17 protein-coding genes are annotated in these 20890 nt (G+C 47.7%); 11 read left to right on the forward strand and 6 right to left on the reverse strand.

What is annotated here, in order from left to right; genetic code table 11:
• Window positions 1-3: 3 nt before the first annotated feature.
• Together MTO69_RS15850 and MTO69_RS15855 are read left to right on the forward strand one after the other, a co-directional pair.
• Entirely contained in the window at window positions 4-1914 is a 1911-nt protein-coding gene (locus tag MTO69_RS15850) for a bifunctional diguanylate cyclase/phosphodiesterase (protein ID WP_248335442.1), read from the forward strand.
• 17 nt (window positions 1915-1931) lie between these two features.
• The gene (locus MTO69_RS15855) at window positions 1932-4046 is read left to right on the forward strand and encodes a type I secretion system permease/ATPase (RefSeq protein ID WP_248335443.1); all 2115 of its coding nucleotides are present in this window, start codon (window positions 1932-1934) and stop codon (window positions 4044-4046) included.
• Window positions 4047-4128: 82 nt separating this feature from the next.
• On the opposite strand, the gene MTO69_RS15860 is transcribed toward MTO69_RS15855, so the two are convergent.
• The 3 genes from MTO69_RS15860 to MTO69_RS18890 all read right to left on the reverse strand — a co-directional run bounded on the left by MTO69_RS15860 (window position 4129) and on the right by MTO69_RS18890 (window position 8658).
• Window positions 4129-6672, reverse strand: a complete 2544-nt coding sequence (locus tag MTO69_RS15860) for a glycosyl hydrolase family 18 protein (protein ID WP_248335445.1) — start codon at window positions 6670-6672, stop codon at window positions 4129-4131.
• Window positions 6673-7025: 353 nt separating this feature from the next.
• Window positions 7026-8423, reverse strand: coding sequence for a tryptophanase (locus MTO69_RS15865; protein WP_248335447.1), 1398 nt, complete (start codon window positions 8421-8423; stop codon window positions 7026-7028).
• A 112-nt stretch (window positions 8424-8535) separates the two neighbouring features.
• A complete protein-coding gene (locus MTO69_RS18890; protein WP_282567532.1) occupies window positions 8536-8658 on the reverse strand; it encodes a hypothetical protein in 123 nt (40 codons plus the stop codon).
• A 214-nt stretch (window positions 8659-8872) separates the two neighbouring features.
• On the opposite strand from MTO69_RS18890, the gene MTO69_RS15870 reads away from it, so the two are divergent.
• Window positions 8873-9520 (forward strand): DUF2057 family protein, encoded by a 648-nt coding sequence (locus MTO69_RS15870; protein WP_248335449.1) that lies wholly within the window; start codon window positions 8873-8875, stop codon window positions 9518-9520.
• Window positions 9521-9527: 7 nt separating this feature from the next.
• Here the strand turns inward: MTO69_RS15870 and MTO69_RS15875 are convergent, their stop codons facing one another.
• The gene (locus MTO69_RS15875; protein ID WP_248335451.1) at window positions 9528-10820 is read right to left on the reverse strand and encodes an HD-GYP domain-containing protein; all 1293 of its coding nucleotides are present in this window, start codon (window positions 10818-10820) and stop codon (window positions 9528-9530) included.
• 223 nt (window positions 10821-11043) lie between these two features.
• Between MTO69_RS15875 and MTO69_RS15880 the strand changes: the two genes are divergently transcribed.
• From MTO69_RS15880 to sstT, 6 genes are all read left to right on the forward strand, one after another.
• Entirely contained in the window at window positions 11044-11577 is a 534-nt protein-coding gene (locus tag MTO69_RS15880) for a GNAT family N-acetyltransferase (protein ID WP_248335453.1), read from the forward strand.
• Window positions 11578-11672: 95 nt separating this feature from the next.
• Window positions 11673-12101 carry a hypothetical protein gene (locus MTO69_RS15885; RefSeq protein ID WP_248335455.1) on the forward strand — a complete coding sequence of 143 codons (429 nt, stop codon included), beginning with the start codon at window positions 11673-11675 and terminating at the stop codon, window positions 12099-12101.
• Complete coding sequence (locus MTO69_RS15890; protein WP_248335457.1) at window positions 12098-12688, forward strand: SCO family protein; 591 nt, start codon at window positions 12098-12100, stop codon at window positions 12686-12688. The genes MTO69_RS15885 and MTO69_RS15890 overlap by 4 nt, the downstream gene beginning before the upstream one ends.
• A 5-nt stretch (window positions 12689-12693) precedes the next feature.
• Entirely contained in the window at window positions 12694-13137 is a 444-nt protein-coding gene (locus MTO69_RS15895; protein WP_248335459.1) for a copper chaperone PCu(A)C, read from the forward strand.
• Window positions 13138-13372: 235 nt separating this feature from the next.
• The gene (gene rsgA / locus MTO69_RS15900; RefSeq protein WP_248335461.1) at window positions 13373-14437 is read left to right on the forward strand and encodes a ribosome small subunit-dependent GTPase A; all 1065 of its coding nucleotides are present in this window, start codon (window positions 13373-13375) and stop codon (window positions 14435-14437) included.
• Between the two features lie 206 nt (window positions 14438-14643).
• Window positions 14644-15861: a serine/threonine transporter SstT gene (sstT, locus tag MTO69_RS15905; protein ID WP_248335463.1), complete on the forward strand. Its 1218-nt coding sequence runs from the start codon at window positions 14644-14646 to the stop codon at window positions 15859-15861.
• 58 nt (window positions 15862-15919) lie between these two features.
• Here sstT and MTO69_RS15910 read toward each other — a convergent pair whose 3' ends face one another.
• Window positions 15920-17101: a tetratricopeptide repeat protein gene (locus MTO69_RS15910; RefSeq protein WP_248335464.1), complete on the reverse strand. Its 1182-nt coding sequence runs from the start codon at window positions 17099-17101 to the stop codon at window positions 15920-15922.
• 371 nt (window positions 17102-17472) lie between these two features.
• Between MTO69_RS15910 and nagB the strand changes: the two genes are divergently transcribed.
• Entirely contained in the window at window positions 17473-18273 is an 801-nt protein-coding gene (gene nagB, locus MTO69_RS15915; protein ID WP_248335466.1) for a glucosamine-6-phosphate deaminase, read from the forward strand.
• Window positions 18274-18352: 79 nt separating this feature from the next.
• Here nagB and MTO69_RS15920 read toward each other — a convergent pair whose 3' ends face one another.
• Window positions 18353-18526, reverse strand: coding sequence for a hypothetical protein (locus MTO69_RS15920; RefSeq protein WP_248335468.1), 174 nt, complete (start codon window positions 18524-18526; stop codon window positions 18353-18355).
• A 339-nt stretch (window positions 18527-18865) separates the two neighbouring features.
• On the opposite strand from MTO69_RS15920, the gene MTO69_RS15925 reads away from it, so the two are divergent.
• On the forward strand, window positions 18866-20617 hold the full coding sequence (locus MTO69_RS15925) for an SgrR family transcriptional regulator (protein ID WP_248335470.1): 1752 nt from the start codon (window positions 18866-18868) through the stop codon (window positions 20615-20617).
• The last annotated feature ends 273 nt before the right edge of the window (window positions 20618-20890 follow it).

Genomic DNA, 20890 nt, shown 5'->3' on the forward strand with positions numbered 1-20890 from the left:
AATATGACGTTATATAAACAACTTGTTGCGGGCATGATTGCGGTTATTTTGATGTTGTTGATTTCAGTGTTCATCATTGAATTCAACACCACTCGCAATAACCTCATTCAGCAACAACAATCCGAGGTCAACAACACGATTAATACGGTGGGTTTGGCTCTGGCTCCTTATTTAGAAGATAAAGACCAGGTCGCCGTTGAGTCGGTCATCAATGCACTGTTTGACGGTAGTAGTTATTCGATTGTGCGACTGATTTTTTTGGATACCGGAGATGAGATTCTTCGCTCCTACCCAGTCAAACCTATTGATGTACCTAAGTGGTTTACCGATCTCAACTTGTTTGAACGTGTCCATGATAGACGTGTGGTGACGAGTGGATGGATGCAACTCGCGGAAGTTGAAATCGTCAGTCATACTGGGGACGCCTACACCCAGTTGTGGCTTGCGTTTGAACGTCTGGTTATCGCGTTCTGCATCATCTTACTTATCGGTTTGTTTGCTATCTCGTTTATTCTAAAACGTGCGCTTCGTCCTTTGCAGCTGATCGTCAACAAGATGGAGCAAGTGGCACGCAATCAATTTGGCGACCCGCTCCCTCGCCCAGCCACACAAGATTTGATTTACGTCGTCGATGGCATCAACAGCATGTCAGCACAGCTAGAAAAATCGTTTAAGGCGCAAGCCAAAGAGGCGCAGCAACTGCGCGAACGTGCGTACATCGATCCTGTTTCCCAACTGGGTAACCGAGCTTACTACATGAGTCAGTTGAACTCTTGGTTGGGTGAAGGTGGCATCGGTGGCGTCGCGATTCTAGAGGCCAGTTTCATTCGCGAGTTGTATGACGACAAAGGTTACGAAGCGGGCGATGGCATGGTGCGTGAGCTAGCCGATCACCTCAAAGTATCGCTTTCATCGCCAAACGTCACCTTAGCGCGTATCTCAACCGAGGAATTTGGTTTCATTCTACCCAATGTTGACGACTCTGAGCTTAAGTTGGTGGCTGAAAGCATCATGACCTATGTGCAGGATGTGAATGCAGACCCAACCGGCATGGCCTCATCGAATGTGTCTTTGGGTGTGGTGTACAACAAAGCCTCGACCAGTTCTAGCGAGCTTCTGACTATGCTCGATAACGCGCTGGCCACGGCGAAATCCAACCCAGATCTCAATTACGGCTTTGTCACAGGTGAGCACTCAGACAGCCTAATGGGTAAACAGCAATGGAAACACTTGGTTGAAGAAGCAATCAATAACGACTGGTTTGCTTTCCGCTTTCAAGCAGCCAACGACAGTTGGGGTAAAACCTATCATCGTGAAGTGTTCTCTGCGATTGAAAAAGGGGGTGAGCGCTACAGTGCAAACCAATACCTGTTTGCCCTCGAGCAGCTTAATGCCAGCCACTTGTTTGATGAGTATGTGATCGAAGCGATTGTAAAAAGATTGGAAGCGGGTGAGTTCGACCAGCCAGTCGCGATCAACATTGCACAAAGCAGTATCTCGCAACCAAGTTTCATCCGCTGGGTGACGCAACTTCTAGGTAAACACTCTCAAGTTGCCTCACTGCTGCATTTCGAGATCCCGGAAAACTGCTTTATCAACTCACCGCACCACACTGCTCTGTTCTGTAACGCGGTGCGCAACGCTGGCGCAGACTTTGGTGTGGACAACTACGGACGTAACTTCCAATCACTGGATTACATCAACGAGTTCCGCCCTGCGTATGTGAAGCTTGATTATCTTTACACCCATCATCTAGATGACGAGAAGCAAAAGTTCACGCTAACCTCGATTTCGCGAACGGCGCACAACTTGGGGATTAAAACCATCGCATCTCGAGTAGAAACGCAAACTCAGCTTGATTTCCTAGCTGAACACTTTATTGAAGTCTTCCAAGGCTTCATCGTAGATAAATAATCATCAAAAGGTATAGCATGCAGGATCCGCTATTAAATTCTCTTATCTACGTCAGTCGATACTACGGATTAGCTAATTCTCCAGAGGCATTGATCAACGGTTTGCCATTATCAGATGGCAAACTGACACCTTTCCTCTTCCCACGCTCAGCAGAGCGAGCAGGGCTGGTTGCCAAAGAGAACCGCGCTGCATTGAATGAAATCTCGCAACTGGTTTTGCCAGTAGTGCTGATTTTAAAAAGCGGCGATGCTTGTGTTCTTAACAGTATCAATGCAGATCAAACCGAAGCCGAGATAGTAACTGGCGAGTCTGGCTTAGTGCCCATCTCCATTTCACTTGAAGAGCTAAACCAGCTCTACATCGGTCGCTACTTCTTGGTGAAAAAACAGTTCCGCTACGATGAGCGCTCACCAGAAGTGTTAAAAACTCGCGATGGTCACTGGTTTTGGGGAACCATTTGGCAATCAAAGAAGATTTATCGTGACGTACTTATCGCTTCGATTTTGATCAACTTGTTCGCCATCGCTGCGCCGATGTTTACCCGTTTGGTCTACGACAAAGTCGTACCAAATCTAGCGTTTGAAACGCTGTGGGTACTGGCCAGTGGTATTTTCGTTATTTTCCTGTTTGATTTGACCTTAAAGTTACTGCGCAGCTACTTCATCGACGTGGCGGGAAAAAAATCAGATATTCTGATTTCGTCAAAGCTGTTTAGTAAGGTGATGGGGATTCGAATGGAGGCGCGCCCTGCCTCGGTGGGTGCTTTCGCTCGCCACTTGCAAGAGTTTGAGTCGATTCGAGAGTTCTTCACCTCGGCAACCATTGGCTCGTTAATCGACCTTCCGTTCGCCATTTTATTCTTGTTGTTGATTTGGCTAATGGCGGGCAATCTGGTGCTTGTGCCGATCGCTGGCGTGCTAATTTTGGTGATTTACTCACTACTGATTCAAGGCCCCTTACGTAAAACGATTGAAGAAGGGTCTCGATTAGCCTCGCAGAAATACGCCAACCTCATCGAAAGTCTGGCAGGTTTGGAAACCGTCAAACTGTTTGGTGCGCAAAGCCAATTCCAATTCCGTTGGGAAGAAGCCGTCGCCCATATGTCGAACTGGAACATTAAGAGCCGCCGCATTACCGATGGTATTCAAAACACCGCCGGTTTTGTTCAGCAAGCCTCTAACGTTGGTATGATTATTCTCGGCGTCTACCTTATTGCCGAAGGTGACTTAACCATGGGGGGCTTGATTGCAGCGACCATGCTCAGCGGGCGCGCGATTGGCCCTATGGTTCAACTGTCGCTGCTCTCGACTCGCTACAACCAAGCCAAATCCTCAATGAGCATCATTGAACAAGTTATGTCGATGCCCGATGAGCAAGAAGTAGGAAAACGCTACATCCATCGCCCGATAGTGCACGGTAAAATTGAACTGGATAAAGTCACCTTCCACTACCCTGACTCGCCTATCGCTTCGATTCGCGATCTGAGCCTAACCATCAATCCAGGTGAGAAAGTGGCGATCATCGGTCGCATTGGTTCGGGTAAAACCACTCTCGAGCGCTTAATCATGGGTCTATACAAGCCGACTGAAGGGCATGTGCGCATTGATGATACCGATATCGACCAACTCCATCATATCGACATTCGACGTAATATTGGCTGTGTACCACAAGATAGTCAGCTGTTTTATGGCACGATTCGCGACAATATTACCCTAGGTCGTCCTCTGGCAGACGACCGCGACGTGATTGATGCAGCTAACCGTGCTGGGGTAACCGTGTTTACTCAGCAAGATCCCGCGGGCCTTGAACGTCAGGTCGGCGAAGGTGGCTTACTGCTGTCGGGGGGACAACGTCAAGCGGTGACCATCGCTCGCGCACTGCTTGGGCGCCCACCAGTGCTGCTGCTTGATGAACCCACCAGCGCGATGGATAACCGCTCAGAAATGCACATTAAGCAGCAGTTAGCTCAGTTAAAATCGACGGAAACCTTAATCTTGATCACCCACAAGACCTCAATGCTGGATGTGGTTGACCGCGTGATTGTGATGGAAAAAGGTTGTGTGATTGCCGATGGACCAAAATCGGAAGTATTGAACAACCTCAAGCAAGGTAAGGTACGCGCCGTCAACTAGGGCCATTAAGCTAAACGAATCACGCAAAACAAAAAAGCCATCTTAGTTACCTAAGATGGCTTTTTGCTTATAATCGGCAAGTCTAGTTAGTTGCACACTCGGCTAGGCCGACTTCTTTCCAAACGCCCCATGGACCAGACTGAGTTGGATCGTCCCCTTGAGTCCACCATTTGGCTTCCCATACTTTGTCAGCCCAAGCGACTTGCTGACCGCCTGTGTACACGCTAGACGCATCCCACAAGTTGTCACATAGCTCTCCACCACTAGACGCTTTGGTAACCACGACTGTCGCTTCTGCCGTATCTGCCTCTTGACCATCACTGACGACGACACTAAACGCAAGTGGCGTATCTTGAGCATATTCAGCCGCCACGAAACTGACTGTCGCGCCATCGACAGTAGCATCAAGTCCGGCAGGAATAGTCCAATTGAAGGTCAGTGTATCTTGGTCAGCATCGCTTGACGATGAAGCATCAACCACCACGACATCGCCAGCATTGACTTGAGTTGGAGCACTGATTTTCGCCACTGGTGCTTGATTAACCGGCGGCAAATCTTTTGGATTGACCGTTATAACCACTGTATCTGAAGAGGTTGCCCCTTCATTATCGGTCACCGTCACTTTGAGACTGTATTGTTGTGACGCCGTCACCTCTGCTACTGTGAAGCTCGCTTGCGCCGTATTGGCACCTGTTAAGCTCACCGCTTGACCAGAGAGCTGACTCCACTGATAACTGACAATGTTACCGTCGCTATCTTTCGAACCGCTTGCATCTAAGCTGACCGACGCAGGACCAACAACGCTCTGATCGGCTCCAGCACTTGCAATAGGCGCTTTATTGACTGGGGTGCCTGTACCACCAGCAAGCCCTTCATGCATCGCATTGAGGATGTCACCATTATCAGCATCGATTTCCCACGAGAATAGACCCGCTAAGCCCAAATCACGTACATACGCACCTTTAGCTTTCACTGAGCGATCATCATCGAAAGTGATCAACTGACCTGAGGTTGGGTTCCAAACCCATGGTGCCTGCGCTTGCTCATCATAACCATACTGGAAGCCGTTGATACCGGTATGATCAGGCCCTAACATAAATGACTTAATACCTTTATAGTCAATCACGCCATCTTCCCATACACCTTGAGCTGTTGAGCCTTTCAGCTTACCGTTACCTACCCCTGTCATCGGGTCGGTGGGATCAGACAGTGAACTCGGCAACACACCTTCCCATCCACGTCCATACATAGCCGCACCTAATACCAGCTTGCTGGCCGGTACACCCTGCGCTAGCAGTAATTGAATACCGTTATCTGAGGTATAGGCCGGTCCTTTGTACGGTTCACCATTTTCATCAACACCGGTACCATCACATTGCCCAGCACGCATAAAGTTACCGCAGTACAAGGCAGTTTGATGACCCAAGACATTGTTCCAACCGCCGTAGAAGTCGTAAGTCATGGCAAAGATATAATCCATGTACTGAACCGCGTCGGCATAGTCGACATCTTCAATTTTGTCGTGGCCCACCCCAATAGCCGATGTGAGCTCATAAGTGCGACCAGTATCGGCCTCTAACTCATCTAGCATGGCGCGCAGTTCTCGCATCAGCGCAACATAAGCAGGACCATCATTAACGGGATCGCCTCGGTCCGCTGCAGCGCCGCCTCCACCAGGGAATTCCCAGTCAATATCTACACCATCATAGAACTTCCATGTGGTTAAGAATCGCTTCACTGACGCAACAAAAGTGTCTCGATTGGCCTTGGTAGTAAAATCGAAAAACGGATCAGAAAGCGTCCAACCACCAATCGATGGGATAATTTTCAAGTCAGGGTTACGCTGTTTCAATGCCATTAACATCGCGTAATTGCCTTTAATCGGCGAGCTAAATTCGTGGCCAGCTTGAGGGAAGCTCTTCTGGTACGCGGCCCACGGATCGTGAATCACGACTTCATAATCCGGTACCCCCTGACAGGCTGTCACCAATGCGTTATAGCTATTACCACCCACAGATTTAACCGATTCGTTGGGGCCACAGATAGGAATAAAGCCGTACAGAATATGGGTTAGATTATCAGCGGGAAGGTTATCGACAGTGTATTCTCGGCCGTAAATCCCCCACTCGACAAAGTAAGTGCCTACTACTGTGTTTGGGTCGGTGTTGTAGGATTTGTTGTTAGGGTCAATGTTCATCGCCAGCGGTGCTAAATGAGCGCCATCGGTATCGGCCACAACAATTTCAACCGGCGAACTTGCACTACAACCACTGCTATCACAAGCTTCGATGGTCATTTGATAGCGCCCACCTTTGTCGTATTGGAAGTTTGCGGTTGTTTGACTGCCAGTGATCGGCCCAGTTGCCACTTGAACGCCGTCAAAGTAGACCTTATAAGTGTCGCCGCTGGTACCACTCCACTGATTAAACTTAACGCTAATCTCAGCTTGCTCATGATATTTGACCATCTGGTTGTAACCAGCGGTTGTCTCCATCGCCAACTCAATCTTAGAAAACTGAAGATTGTTCGATCCATAAACATCAACACTCGGTGCCGCAGGGGCGGCAAGCGCTGTACCGGACATCGCCAAAGCGATACTCGCAGCACACATGGTTATACGATTCATAACTATTTCTCTCATTCCTTGTAGGTTTGCTTCAATTGTCAGAGTCATGTCTGTTCAATCGAAAGTGAAGAACATCCTATTCAGTATTTAAGAGACTTTATTTTCGATGAAAAAAATAAAAACTAATTTCGAGTGATTACGGAGAAATTTATCGACATTATCAGTTTGTTACATGACAAGGTCGACATTGAGTCAAGATCTTGAAAAATAGCAAGAGTTAGAATTAAACGCGATATTTAACTTAAAAGTCAGAATTTGGAACTGACTTCAATTTAATATGCAACATAGAAAACTGCCGCGCTATTTTAAAAGTACGGCAGGACAATCAATTTCAACACGATTGGTAATTAAAGCTATTTAGACTTAAAACGCGCCGTGAAATGACGCAACACTGGCGGCTCGTATTCGAAGGTAAGCCCTTTTAGCTCATGAGCACGCTCCTTAAGCGCAATGATCGCATCAGCAATATAGTCCATATGATCATTGGTATAGACGCGTCTTGGGATAGTCAAACGCATCAATTCCAACTCCGACGCCTTCTGTTCGCCGGTTTGCGGGTCGCGTCCCAACAGAAGTGAGCCAATCTCAACGGCGCGAATCCCGGCTTCAAGGTAGAGCGCATTACATAGCACTTGGGCTGGGAACTCATCCGCTGGGATATGAGGTAAGATTTTAGCGGCATCGACAAACACCGCATGTCCACCGGTTGGATACTGGATTGGGATTCCTCCCTCTCTCAATCGCTCACCCAGGTATTCAACTTGACTGATGCGGTAATGAAGAAAGTCTTCGTCAGCCCCTTCGTATAAACCTCTTGCCAGCGCTTCCATGTCTCGACCAGCCATACCGCCATAAGTCACAAATCCTTCCATCGGCACACAACGTGTTCTTACCGCTTGGAACAGCTCCTCATGATCGCGGATACAGCATAAGCCGCCAATGTTCACCATAGGATCTTTTTTGGCTGACATGGTTAGCATGTCGCCGTACTGATACATCTCGCGGATGATTTCAAGAATCGACTTATCTTGATAACCCGCTTCACGCTGCTTGATGAAATAGGCGTTCTCACAATAACGCGCGGAGTCAATGACCACAGGAATGTCGTTTTTCACTGCGATTTCATACACCGCCCGCATGTTCGCCATCGAGACAGGTTGCCCACCAGAGCTATTACACGTCACTGTGGTAATGATCGCACAAATATTCTCTGCGCCATACGCCTCAATCGTCGATTGCAGCTTATCTAAGTCAAAATTGCCTTTCCAGTCATAGGGGGTTGTGGTGTCAAAGGCATGCTTGTCCACCACATTAATCGCTTTGCCGCCATTGAGCTCGATATGTCCGGCTGTGGTGTCAAAGTGATAGTTTGAGATAAAGACTGGGTCTTTACCGCCGCGCACCGTTTTCATGCGCTCAATTAGCGCAGGGAAAAGAATTTGCTCCGCCCCGCGCCCCTGGTGAGCTGGAACCGTCAATTTATAGCCAAAGAAATGTTCAACCGCCGCACACAGGTTGTAATAGTTGCGACTGCCTGCGTAAGACTCATCGCCCATCATGATCCCCGCCCATTGGTTGTCGCTCATGGCACCGGTGCCAGAGTCAGTCAATAGGTCGATATAAACATCGTCACTACGAAGTAAAAATGGGTTTAGACCCGCTTCTTCAAGCGCCACCACACGGTCGTCGTAAGTGGTCATCTTAATTGGCTCGACCATTTTAATGCGGAAAGGTTCTGGAATACGTTTCATTGTTAATGTCCTATAAATAGAGTGATATTGCGCATCGAAAGCCGCGCAAAATTAAAACTAAACTAGAGTTGTTTGGGCAGGTCGCCCATAGAGACGCAAAGCGCCTTAGACATTAACTAAGAGAAGACTCTTTATTGAGAAGAGAGAGGGTGTAATCAATGTTGTACCATGGCGACAACACTAAACGGCTGTCTAGCAGAGCGGCGTTGGCCATAGCGTTATCCTCCTGATTCATTTTTCATCCTTTTATTACACAAGCCAAAACTATAGTAGATTTCCACTGGCTTTTACTGTGAAACGTCACGCAAATTTAACATCCTCAGTGTCGCTGTCAGCACAGGCCCAATACAGGCGACGAAATTGGCAAACTTCTTACATTGAGATATTGAAATGCCCGAGAGATCTGGGCACTCTGTTGCATTGCAGCTGAGTTGACTAGGAATCAATGCATGAAAATAAATACAACGATAATAACCGCCATCGCGGCACTTGGCATATGCGGTTACGCCTCGGCCGAGGTCACCATCACTGTACCGGATACGATAGAAGTATTCGTCGCAAATGGTGCTAAGCCTAAGCTAAACGGCGGTTTTTTTGACGCCAATAAAACCCTAACCCTTCCTGACGGCGAAAATCAGATTGTCTTCAGCTATCAGCCCTATTTCGACCAAGGCAAAGATCGAATCATTTTACGTAGTCATCCTCAAATCGCCACTTTTACCACCAGCAATAGTCAGCTTGAATTTAACATGCCGACTTATCGCAACGCCGATCAAGGCTCGAAACAGATAGGCAATCTAGAGTGGTCACTCATTGATCAACAAGGCATTCAAATCGATACGAAGCAAGATCAACTGAAGAAAGATGGCTTGCAAATTGGCCGTAACATCCAACTAGAGTTAGCGGAATATAATCGCAATGGTAACAATGCAGCCGCATTAGCTCCGGTCGTTGCCGCAAGCTCAGTCCCCGCAGCGGCGAAAAACACTCAAGAAGCCGTTACTGACACCACCGCAGAAGAGATGCTGCATTTTTGGTATAACAAGGCCGACGCCAAAACCCAAGCGCGCTTTAAAGACTATATCAACAGCCAATAATGAATGACTACATCGAGTCGTTGCATGCCAGCAATGGCTCGATGTTGCCCTGCCCTGTAGAAATCCGGTAGCACTCCTGAGCATTCGCCACTAAACATGCAAACACCTCGGCGTCTAGCTTATCCTGCTCAACCAATTCAGCGATAATCGCTATCGCTTTATCCAACGATAATCCAGCACGATAGGGCCTAGACTGGGTTAAGGCTTGAAACACATCCGTCACCGCAATCAGACGACTGGGTTCATCCAGGTCTTTAGCGAATAATCCTAGCGGATAACCAGACCCATCCAACCGCTCGTGATGATTCGCCGCCCAGTGAATGATTTTGCTATTGGCGAACATGCTTTGCAGCACGTAACGCGAATCAGTCGCATGACGCTTGATACAGGTATACTCTTCGTCGGTGAGCTTGCCCGGTTTATGCAAAATCCGACTTGGCGTATTGAGCTTACCGATATCGTGGATAAGCCCCGCCAAATAGAGCATGCGAGTGGTATGGGTTGAGTAACCGAGTCGCGTGCCCAAAAATTCAGCCAGTTGAGCAACGTGCAAAGAATGCTGATAGGTAAACGAGCTTTTAGCGTCAACAATCTTGCCAAACAGCTCCGCCACTTCTATCGATTCATCCAATCCAATTCTAACGGAAAAAAACGGTAAGTAGGAAAATCCATCGGTTAACGCCTCAATATAACGCGGCTCCATCGAAAACCAAAAGTCATCACATTCAATCAGCTCTAACATGGCTGCCACCTGAGCGGTGTCAAACATGATGCCTTGATTAGCCTCTAAATCAGCCGCAATATCGCGCTTGCATTGTGGCGTGAGGTTGCCATAGCTGTCTAAATCTGAGTTGGCTCGTAGAGAGTCAAGACGATCAGCGAGAAAGATCAAGCTGGCAAACTGCTTATCTGCAAGACTGACGCTATTGAGATCAGCCAGATCTCGCCACCAGGTGTGATGATATAAGATGGGAGTCGCCATAGAGGCAAGAGGACGGCACGCTTTTAGCAGCTCGTAACCTTTGATGCAATGGACACTGGTATTGTTGGGCACCAGTTGCGACAAGAGATCGTGGCGTTCTTTAAGCTCAGAGACTCCACAATCGTGGATCAGTCCTAACGCGTAGGCGAACTGAGCCTTTTCGTCACTCCAGTTCAGTTGCTGAGCACAGCGATACGCAATGTAAGCCACACGATGACCGTGATACATCTCATCAACACCGACCGCATCTAAGGCATAAGCAATTTCAAACAGCACACGACGCAAATCGACACTAATGTCTTCCTTGGGAAAAACCATACTGACGCTTTCTAGTTATTGATATTTATTATGCCGTACAGAGTAAACTAAAGTAGTAGTTATAAACCATAACTTATGAAAGGTTATTAACAGATCTGTGACTTATACTACTTAATGGGTATTTTACGTGCTAGTTTATTGCTCCGATTTGCACTGCACTATGCTGGTCATCACCGGATTTGTTTGCTACGTTGCATCGGTTATTAAGTGCAAAGGGTGGAATATGTTTAAGCGTCGTGTTGATCAAGAGATAGAACTGGCTCTAGTACAGGAGTCATTCGCACCTTATTACAGCCAAATTGTCAGCGAGCAAACCGACTACTTGGCCCAGTGGCTAGCCTGGCCTACTCACTGCCAAAGTGAACAAGACTTTCGCTTGTTTGCCCAGCGGATGTTGCATGAGTATGCGGATGGTAAATCAATGACTTGCGCGATTTTTTATCAAGATGTTCTGGTTGGCAATTGTAGTTTCAACCGTATCAATTACGATACCTCGTGTGTTGAGATTGGCTACTGGCTGAGTCAACCTTATCAAGGCAAGGGCATCATGACTCGTGTGGTCCAGTCGCTTATCGACATCGCGTTTAACGAGCTAGAGATGGAAAAAGTGCAACTCTCTGCCGCCGTTGACAACCAGCCCAGTCGCGAGGTCGCCCAGCGGGCAGGCATGGTGCTTGAGGGCATTATTAGCAACCAAGAAAAAGTCGGCGATCGCATTTTAGATCACGCGATCTATGGCATCAAAAAAGCCCCATAAATCGATTGATTGTCAGCACATTTTTCTGCGCTTACTCAACCATTTAGCGATACATATGCTAGCATTGGGCAAAATTTCAAACAGGAACACGCGCCGTGCCTACCTTTACCAAGCTCACCCTAATTGCTGCTGCTCTCGGTGTGGGCTTTTTTGCCAACGATATTATCCAATGGTTTCAAATTGCGACCAGCAAACCATCACTCGATCAATACTGCTTAGTGACCACTAACGGTTGCCAAACCGATGGTGCAAAGATCCGAGTTGACCGCGATACTAGCCAGCCGTTGGTTCCTACTCAAATGACTGTCACTTGGCCAGCGGCACAAAGCGAAAGTTTATTACTCACGTTACAGGGACATGAAATGGAAATGGGCACATTGGTGTTCAAGCTCGAGCAAAATGCCTATGGCGACTATCTGGGTGAAATCGTGCTGCCGGTTTGCACCTCTGATGCGATGACCTGGTATGGTGAGGTATCAGATGGCAGCCAATCACTAAAAACATCGATAAGGATGGAAAGATGAACAAAACATGGCTATTCGCGCTGGCGATCGCATTCGCATTCGGCCTTGGGCTAAACCATTTTCTGTCGAGCCAGTCGGCAACCTCTTCGTCCATGAACAGCAGTGAAGTGACGCTATTTGGTGAAGAAAATAAGCCGGTAGCCCTGTTTGATCCTCAAGACCCGCGTATCCGTGTCGTCTATTTTGGGTTTACGCGCTGCCCTGATGTGTGCCCGACCTCACTGGCAATGCTTGCAGGCGCGCTCAACCAAATCGACGAGCAGACTCAACAGCAATTTCGCCCGATTTTCATCTCGCTCGATCCAGAGCGTGATGCCGCCGCTGACGCCCATCAATATGCACAATATTTTCACCCTATGCTCGAAGGACTATCGGCGCCACTTGAGGTTACCACTCCGCTCGCCCACCAGTACGGCGTGATCTTCAGAAAAACGCAGCTAGAGAACTCGCAATTAGAGTACACCTTAGATCACAGCTCCTATTTTTATTTCCTCAAACCAGATGGCACGCTCATTACAAAAGTGCCACATACGTTGACGCCAGCTCCGTTGGTCGACGCGTTTAACACACTCACTTCAAAAGGATAGTGATAATGAAATTGAAAGCCCTGCTCTTGGCAACACTGATGCTTAGCCCACTTGCCTATGCAAAAACCGATATTATGACGCATCACCCGTATGCTCGTGCTACCCCACCTAATGCACCGACCAGCGCGGTTTTCCTCGAGGTCATGAACCGTGGTGACAATGACAGATACATTGTCTCTGCCACCACACCAGCCGCAGGTAAAGTCGAGCTTCACGACGTAATTAAAGATGGCGATGTCATGAAAATGCGTCAGGTTGAACGCATTCAAGTCCCCGCAAAAGGGAAAGCGGTATTAAAGCCGGGCAGCCTACACATTATGTTGTTTGAACTGCAGCAGCCGTTTGTAGAAGGTGAGCAGATAGACGTGCAAATAACCTTTGCCGACGGCGAACAACAAACCTTCAGCGCGCCGATCAAAAAAGTCATGAGTGGAATGAAGCATCACTAACACAAAAGAAGGTGGGCTAGTTCTCACCTTCTTTGCTATTATTAGCTGCGAAACTAAATCACCATTTTAGGAGGATAAGATGATTGTATTACGTACCCACCCGGCAAAGCAGAGTGAAGAGATTTAAACCAGAGAATCCTGTCTCCTCCCTTTTCTCCTGCCCGGTGTAAACTCTACCGGGGTCTTTGACCCTAGCTAATTAATATCTGCAGTTTACTGCAAGCTTGGGGCATCTATGATTACCACAGTATCTACATCCCTGTCTTTATCGACATTGGGTTGGAACAATTTATTTCAACAACAACTGACACTCGACGACCTAAGCGGCGAGGTAGTGATCGCACGTATCACCGAACATCACCGTAACGGCTACAAACTGCTCAGCGAAACCGGTGAGTTGAGTCTCGCTATGCATCATGCGCTTCCCGCGATGACGGTTGGTGATTGGGTGATACTCAATCAACAGCAGCAATTTCTACGTCTGCTTGAACGCCAATCGCTGTTTCATCGCAAGGCAGCAGGAAGCAAGGTATACGATCAGTTGATCGCCGCCAATGTCTCGACTCTGTTTATCGTCTGTTCACTCAACGACGACTTTAACCTCAGCCGAATTGAGCGCTACCTAGCGATCGCTCATGAAGCAGACGTTGAACCCGTGGTGGTGCTGACCAAGGCCGATCTATGCCATGATGCAGCGGAAAAACGTACGCAAGTACAACAGCTCGACTCAATGTTGATGATCGAGAGTGTTAACGCCTTGGATAGTGAGCAATGCCTGCGTCTGTTGCCTTGGTGTCAGACCGGAAAAACAGTCGCCTTTATGGGCTCTTCAGGGGTGGGAAAATCCACCTTAGTGAATAGCTTACTGGGTGAGTCGATCCAGCAAACGGGTGGCATTCGCGAAGATGACAGCAAAGGACGCCACACCACAACGGGTCGTTCCATGCACTTTATGCCAAGTGGCGGGGTGTTGATTGACACACCGGGAATGCGCGAATTGCAATTGGTCGACTGTGCCGATGGCGTCGCAGAGACATTTTCTGATGTCGAATCACTGGCGATGCAGTGCCGCTTTTCTGATTGTCAGCATCAAAACGAACCGGGCTGCCGAATCAGACTGGCGCTAGAGACCGGAGAGCTCGACCCTAGACGCGTCAATAACTATACCAAGCTACTGCGAGAGCAGCAGCGCAATAGCGCAACACTTGCACAGCAACGCGCGTCGTATAAAAAACAGACCAAGTACTACAAGAAAGTACAAAGCGAAAGTCGTCGTTTCAAACAGTGTAACGAGGACTGATTTCAAAAGGGGCGAGAGCCCCTTTTTTATTACCAATAAAATACAGATTTAAAACATATAATTCACAAAAAATCATAGTCATTAATTATTCATGCTAATTTTCAATTAAATCTAGACACATTATTTCAAGTCGCTAGTATATCGACACAGTTCTCGATAACTGGCATCACTATAAATCAATATAACTATTCATTGCAGGGATAACTATGCAACACAACTCACTTATTGCACGCTTTGCGCGCGGCAATTTGGTTTTGCAGATCCTAGCCGGCATCATTCTTGGTGTGGGTCTAGCGACTGTCTCTCCGGATCACGCTCAAAGTGTAGGGCTACTTGGAAGCCTGTTTGTTGGTGCGCTTAAAGCCGTAGCACCGATCTTAGTCTTTATTTTGGTGGCAGCATCAATTGCCAACCAGAAAAAGAATCAGCATACCTACATGCGTCCAATCGTGGTTCTCTACCTTTTCGGTACCTTCACTGCAGCGCTAACCGCAGTGGTACTTAGCTTCCTATTTCCGACCACACTGACTCTGGTTTCTGGTGCTGAAGGAGCTACCCCTCCACAAGGGATCGCTGAAGTAATGAACACCTTGCTGTTCAAACTGGTCGACAACCCGGTTAATGCGCTGATGAGTGCCAACTACATCGGTATTCTCGCTTGGGCTATCGGTTTAGGCTTAGCACTACATCACGCTTCTGGCACGACCAAAGCGGTGTTTGAAGATTTGAGCCACGGCGTTTCACAAATCGTACGCTTCATTATTCGCTTAGCGCCGTTTGGTATTTTCGGTTTGGTCGCCTCGACACTTGCCACCACTGGTTTCGACGCATTAGCGGGTTACGCACAGCTGCTTGCTGTTCTGCTTAGCGCTATGCTGATCATCGCCTTAGTGGTTAACCCTGTGATTGTGTATGTGAAAACCGGCGAAAACCCATACCCACTGGTACTGCAATGTCTGCGCGAAAGTGGTGTCACTGCCTTTTTCACTCGCTCAAGCGCGGCCAACATTCCAGTCAATATGGCATTGTGTGAAAAACTGAAGCTAGATGAAGATACCTACTCGGTGTCGATTCCACTGGGTGCGACCATCAACATGGCCGGTGCTGCGATCACCATTACCACTCTCACCCTAGCCGCGGTGCACACTATGGGTATTGAAGTCGACTGGTTGACGGCACTGCTGCTCAGCATTGTTGCTGCGGTATCGGCATGTGGTGCGTCTGGTGTGGCCGGTGGTTCACTACTTCTCATTCCGCTAGCGTGTGGGCTGTTTGGTATTCCAAATGAGATCGCAATGCAAGTGGTCGCGGTTGGCTTTATTATCGGTGTTGTACAAGACTCGGCGGAAACCGCGCTCAATAGTTCAACCGACGTTGTGTTCACAGCTGCAGTGTGCAAAGCAAAACACAAGCAAGAGCAGTAGCTGACTCCCCAAATAATAAAGGCCTCGTCATTGACGAGGCCTTTTTGCATCTTTCGCTTTAGTGTTTATCAATAGGAGATTGAGAGAAGTCAAGCCGCTCGCCATCGGACTGAATATTAGGCTGTTCTGCTTCTTGTTCAAGCAGCTCGTCCATCACTTCAGCGGGCGGCACTGCCTCAACCTCAGTGAGTGGTGCGGATTGACTTAACATATCGATATTGCTCACTCGGCTGTTCTCATCAATAGGAATTCTTCGTTTATAGAGTCGATTAAGCGCTTTGATGATCGAATGCTTACTTACTTTACGCTCGCGAATCTTCTTAATGATAGGTTTAGCTAGACTTTGAAGCCCAACAACGGTGTCGACCCCAATATTCAATGCCACTTGATCGCGCAAGTTACGCGCCGGCTCATAGCCCAGTTGCGCCGCTAGGAACAACCAGATATAGGCAATCGCATTACCATTGGGACGTTGGTCCATCCATGTTTCGCCAGCCCGATACATCGCCTCTAAGTGGCCTTTCTCCGCTGCACGTTCTATCCAGTAGCAGCCGCGCTCAAAGTCAAGCGGCACGCCGATCCCTTTAACGTAGTTCAAGCCGAGCTTCATCCGCCCTTGATTGCTTTTCAGCTCGGCTGCATCGCGATAGTACTCGCTAGACTTAGTAGGATTTTTGTTGGGGTTGTTAGGGGAAATCCACCAGTCACCCAAAAAGATTTGCGCATCCACATAGTTTTGTTCGGCCGCAGACTGCATAATTTCAATCGCCTTTGCGACGTTCACTTCGGTACCGTGGCCATTAAACAGCGCCAGCGCCATCTCATACTTGTGCGGTAAACTGCCTTCCATAGCCGCAATCGCGACTTGCCAAAACTTCGCTTGCTCCCTGAGCACCAAATCCTGCTTCATTTTGTTGCTCAGGCGCACAACACCGTACATACCAGTAACGCTATCGAGCTTTGCCGCTTTGGAATACCAGTAAAGTGATTCCTTGAGCCTTGCCCTTTCTGCCTCTTTGGCTAAATAAAGGATGGTCGGGATATGGCCTTGTTCTGCTTTGTGGACCCGCTCTTCTTGTTCCTGTTTACGATTTTTTTCCAGCGCTTTACGAAACGCCAACTCGCGCTCCTTGCGTTCTTGATCCATGCGTTTCTTGCGCAGAGAGAGCGCTAACATCCACATAAACATGCACAGCAGTAATAAACCGGTCGCTCCAATCGCGATCCCAATAATATTCATTCGATAATCTTTTTCTTCTGTTACTGGTTTTAATATCGGCAGCTTACTCAAATGGTTGAGCTCGACCATCATACCTCATAACAAACCGACCACATACTTATATACCTCAGGCGTGCGCAATGCAGTTCACAAGCTATGACAATTGAACCGCCTTTCGTTCCCAGCCTTATTTTCTCAACAAAAATTTTCGGAATATATCGCTCGAACGACTACTATTTTAGTCAATAGTTGCGCTTTTAATCGCCATTAAATGGGGGTACCAGGATTAATTCTAGAAAATTGACCAAAAACAATAGCGCGAGCGAGTAACTTATTTTATAATGCGAATTAATGTTTCAGAGCATCATAAAATCCAATACTAGGGGCAGAAAATGAGACTTATCCCATTAAACAAAGCCGCACAAGTCGGTAAGTGGGCAGCAGCACACATCGTAAAACGCATCAATGACTTCAAACCGACCGCAGAGCGTCCTTTCGTATTAGGTCTGCCAACTGGTGGTACACCACTTGCCACATACAAAGCTTTGATTGAATTGCATCAAGCAGGCGAAGTGAGCTTCAAGCACGTGGTGACGTTTAATATGGATGAGTACATTGGCATTCCGGCCGATCACCCTGAGTCATACCGCTCGTTTATGTACAACAACTTCTTTAATCACATCGATATCCAAGAAGAAAACATTAACTTGCTTAACGGCAACGCCGAAGACAACGAAGTAGAATGCAAGCGATACGAAGACAAAATCAAGTCTTACGGTAAAATCAACCTATTTATGGGTGGTGTAGGTAACGATGGTCACATCGCGTTTAACGAGCCAGCTTCTTCGCTCTCTTCACGCACTCGTATTAAGACGCTCACTGAAGACACCCGTATCGCCAACTCGCGCTTTTTTGACGGCGATATCGAACAGGTACCTAAATACGCACTCACCATTGGTGTCGGTACGCTTCTTGATTCAGAAGAAGTGATGATTCTAGTCACTGGTCACAACAAAGCGCTGGCGTTAGAAGCTGCGGTTGAAGGTAGCGTGAACCACTTATGGACAGTCTCTGCACTGCAACTGCACCCGAAAGCAGTTATCGTATGTGACGAGCCAGCTCAGCAAGAGCTTAAAGTAAAAACAGTTAAATACTTCAAAGAGTTAGAAGCGAAAAACATCGAAGGTTTCTAAAAATCTCAGGCTGTTGACTAACAATTAAAAAATCCGAGCGCTCAGCTCGGATTTTTTTATACCGCTAATCTCTATTTGATTAGCTTTCCGGAAACTCGCCTCGGTCCTGCTTATTGGCCTCAGCAACCCAATGCTCATTTGGGTCATAGCCAGCATCGCAAAGATCAATCGAATAACCCATTTCAAGTACTTCTTTGATAGTGAGGTTGTCAGCCACTTGAGTGACCTCACCGCGTTCGTTACGTAGTTCCATATCCCTACCCTCGCAACATGTTATTGCCGTCATTATCAGTATAACCAATAAACCAGTATCCGTAGCACGCAGAGTAACCAATATAAATGGCAGCAAAGAACGCAGCACCAAAGATCTGTTCGTGGGGGGTAGGAGCATAGTTCAATGGTGCTGCGTTTGCTCACCTCAGTCAGCAATACATAGTGTGCCATTGAATACGGAAGACAAAAACAGCTAATATTCAACAAGCCATTTTCCTAATTTAGTCGAAATTTGCCATGAATCAGCAAGTCAACGCGAAATTTCGCATAAAATAGGAAACAAAGCAGTATGAATCCTGCTTATTTTGAGAATATTTTTATGTCAGATACCAATTTACTCCGCTATTACACTCGTATCGCAGATATCCAGGTCGGCAGCGACTTCAAAACCACCCTTCCAGATGTCGCGGATACCCTGTGTACCAGCCCACGTCACGCTCGCAACTTATTGAATCAGATGCAGCAACTGGGATGGTTAAACTGGCAGCCCAAATCTGGACGCAACCAACGCTCGACCTTACGCCTTCATCACCCGGTGGAAGAGCTAAAACGGCAATTGGCAAGCGACAGGATATTGCAAGGACAGTATGAGAAAGCACTCGCTTTACTCGATCATGACCAAGTCGCGTTTGGCCGCTTGTTGCAAAGTACGTCTGGTGCCACCCTACGAGAAGGCCTTTTGCATATTCAATTAACCTATAAGCGCGCATTCGAGCGTTTGGTGCCCCACCAACTGCAACGTTCAAGTGAGCGTTACTTACTACGTCAAATCTATTGCTGCCTTGTCTCTAGCCGCAGTGACGGGCAACTAGAGCCACAGCTGGCGCACCATTGGTACTACGCTGAAGATGCTCTGGAATGGTCTTTCTTTCTGCGACCCAACTTAACGTTTCACGACAATAGTCCGATCACGGCTCAGTGCATTGTCGATCTGTTCAACAAATTGACTGAGCTTGACGACTACCGCAGCGAACTGAATCACTTAACCCAGGTATCTTCTCCCAGCCCCAATAAAGTCGTGTTTAAACTGAGCCAGCCCGACCAAGGATTTGGCGGTCTTATCTCGGGGGTGAAATATTCGATTCAACCGCCAAGCCAAGTCGACCAAACAGCCTCAATGTTGGTCATTGGTTCCGGGCCATTTGAGGTTATCGAACACTCCGATGCAAAACTGTGCCTCAAAGCATTTGACCGCTACTACGCTTGTCGGGCTTTGACAGACCAAGTGACCATTTGGCACCTTGATGAAAACGAGTTGCAAGATAGGCAGATTGAAACCAACCAGCCAGAAGCGACAGTGCGTAAGCAGTGTAACTACTATGTCTCTCATGCCGTTAGTAAAAAAGTTGAGCGAGACGTCAAACAGAGCCGCACCGAAGACGGCTGCCTATTTGTGGTGTTTAACCAATGTGGTGACACTGTTCTCAGTGACAGGCAGCGGCGTTTTCTTTCTACCTACATTACGCCACAGAAAGTGTTCGACTATCTTGACCAAACTGGCCTGTTGTTTGGTTGTGAGTTAGCCAGTAACCTGCTGCCGATGTGGCATAAAATCACTCGACCAGCAATGCCCGCAGCCGAGCTGCCCAAAAAAATTGATATTGCCATCTATGATTACAGCTCTCTAAGCAGCTGCGCGCTCGCGGTTAAACATTTGCTCGAACAACTCGGGGTTGAGGTCACCATCAACAGCTACAATTATCGTCAGCTGACGGCACTGTCTATTTCGGGACAACTGTCTGAGTCGATGATCATTACCAACATCAATTTGGACGACAATCGCCACGCATCGGCATTCAATAGTCTGTACCACAACCCTATTATTCAGCGCTGTATTGGCGAATCATCGAAACAGTGGCTAATGGAACACCTGACACAGCTGCGCTCTCAGACTCCGCTACCGGATTATCTTGACGCTCTGGAACCAATCGCCTCTGCGTTGATCAACCAATTTTGGTTATCGCCGCTATTTCACCACCGCCAAACCTTGCGCTTTCAAGGCGTTCTCAAAGACGTAGCACTCACCAACTGGGGTTGGCCAGACATCAAAAATGTGTGGACCACGGGTTGAACCGCATCTGTATCGCGACAGCGCTTACCATCGTCGCTGTGTTGCGGTCAGATTAAACTTCCATCCATCCCGCTCTAACCACAAAGCAGAGCCTGCCCTCTCTTAATGAGCGATTCCCCATCAACTAACGATTAGTGTACGAATTTTCGTGCACTAACATCTCCTTTATTGGTAATTGACTAAATTTATAATATTATCATTGAGATTTTGCGCTTTTTTGCGCGTATATAGTGAAGTTGTGCATAGTCTGCGCTTACCACAAACACACTCATT

The sequence above is a fragment of the Vibrio sinaloensis genome (genome assembly GCF_023195835.1).
Classification (GTDB): Bacteria; Pseudomonadota; Gammaproteobacteria; order Enterobacterales; family Vibrionaceae; genus Vibrio; species Vibrio sinaloensis_C.

Excerpts from the sequence above, each read along its gene's own strand:
- MTO69_RS15895 (WP_248335459.1), top strand. The coding sequence starts at position 12,694 with ATGAAATTGAAAGCCCTGCTCTTGGCAACACTGATGCTTAGCCCACTT.
- MTO69_RS15870 (WP_248335449.1), top strand. The coding sequence starts at position 8,873 with ATGAAAATAAATACAACGATAATAACCGCCATCGCGGCACTTGGCATA.
- MTO69_RS15860 (WP_248335445.1), bottom strand. The coding sequence starts at position 6,672 with ATGAATCGTATAACCATGTGTGCTGCGAGTATCGCTTTGGCGATGTCC.
- rsgA (WP_248335461.1), top strand. The coding sequence starts at position 13,373 with ATGATTACCACAGTATCTACATCCCTGTCTTTATCGACATTGGGTTGG.
- MTO69_RS15850 (WP_248335442.1), top strand. The coding sequence starts at position 4 with ATGACGTTATATAAACAACTTGTTGCGGGCATGATTGCGGTTATTTTG.
- MTO69_RS15865 (WP_248335447.1), bottom strand. The coding sequence starts at position 8,423 with ATGAAACGTATTCCAGAACCTTTCCGCATTAAAATGGTCGAGCCAATT.
- MTO69_RS15880 (WP_248335453.1), top strand. The coding sequence starts at position 11,044 with ATGTTTAAGCGTCGTGTTGATCAAGAGATAGAACTGGCTCTAGTACAG.
- MTO69_RS15890 (WP_248335457.1), top strand. The coding sequence starts at position 12,098 with ATGAACAAAACATGGCTATTCGCGCTGGCGATCGCATTCGCATTCGGC.
- MTO69_RS18890 (WP_282567532.1), bottom strand. The coding sequence starts at position 8,658 with ATGAATCAGGAGGATAACGCTATGGCCAACGCCGCTCTGCTAGACAGC.
- MTO69_RS15855 (WP_248335443.1), top strand. The coding sequence starts at position 1,932 with ATGCAGGATCCGCTATTAAATTCTCTTATCTACGTCAGTCGATACTAC.
- sstT (WP_248335463.1), top strand. The coding sequence starts at position 14,644 with ATGCAACACAACTCACTTATTGCACGCTTTGCGCGCGGCAATTTGGTT.
- nagB (WP_248335466.1), top strand. The coding sequence starts at position 17,473 with ATGAGACTTATCCCATTAAACAAAGCCGCACAAGTCGGTAAGTGGGCA.
- MTO69_RS15920 (WP_248335468.1), bottom strand. The coding sequence starts at position 18,526 with ATGGAACTACGTAACGAACGCGGTGAGGTCACTCAAGTGGCTGACAAC.
- MTO69_RS15910 (WP_248335464.1), bottom strand. The coding sequence starts at position 17,101 with ATGAATATTATTGGGATCGCGATTGGAGCGACCGGTTTATTACTGCTG.
- MTO69_RS15875 (WP_248335451.1), bottom strand. The coding sequence starts at position 10,820 with ATGGTTTTTCCCAAGGAAGACATTAGTGTCGATTTGCGTCGTGTGCTG.
- MTO69_RS15925 (WP_248335470.1), top strand. The coding sequence starts at position 18,866 with ATGTCAGATACCAATTTACTCCGCTATTACACTCGTATCGCAGATATC.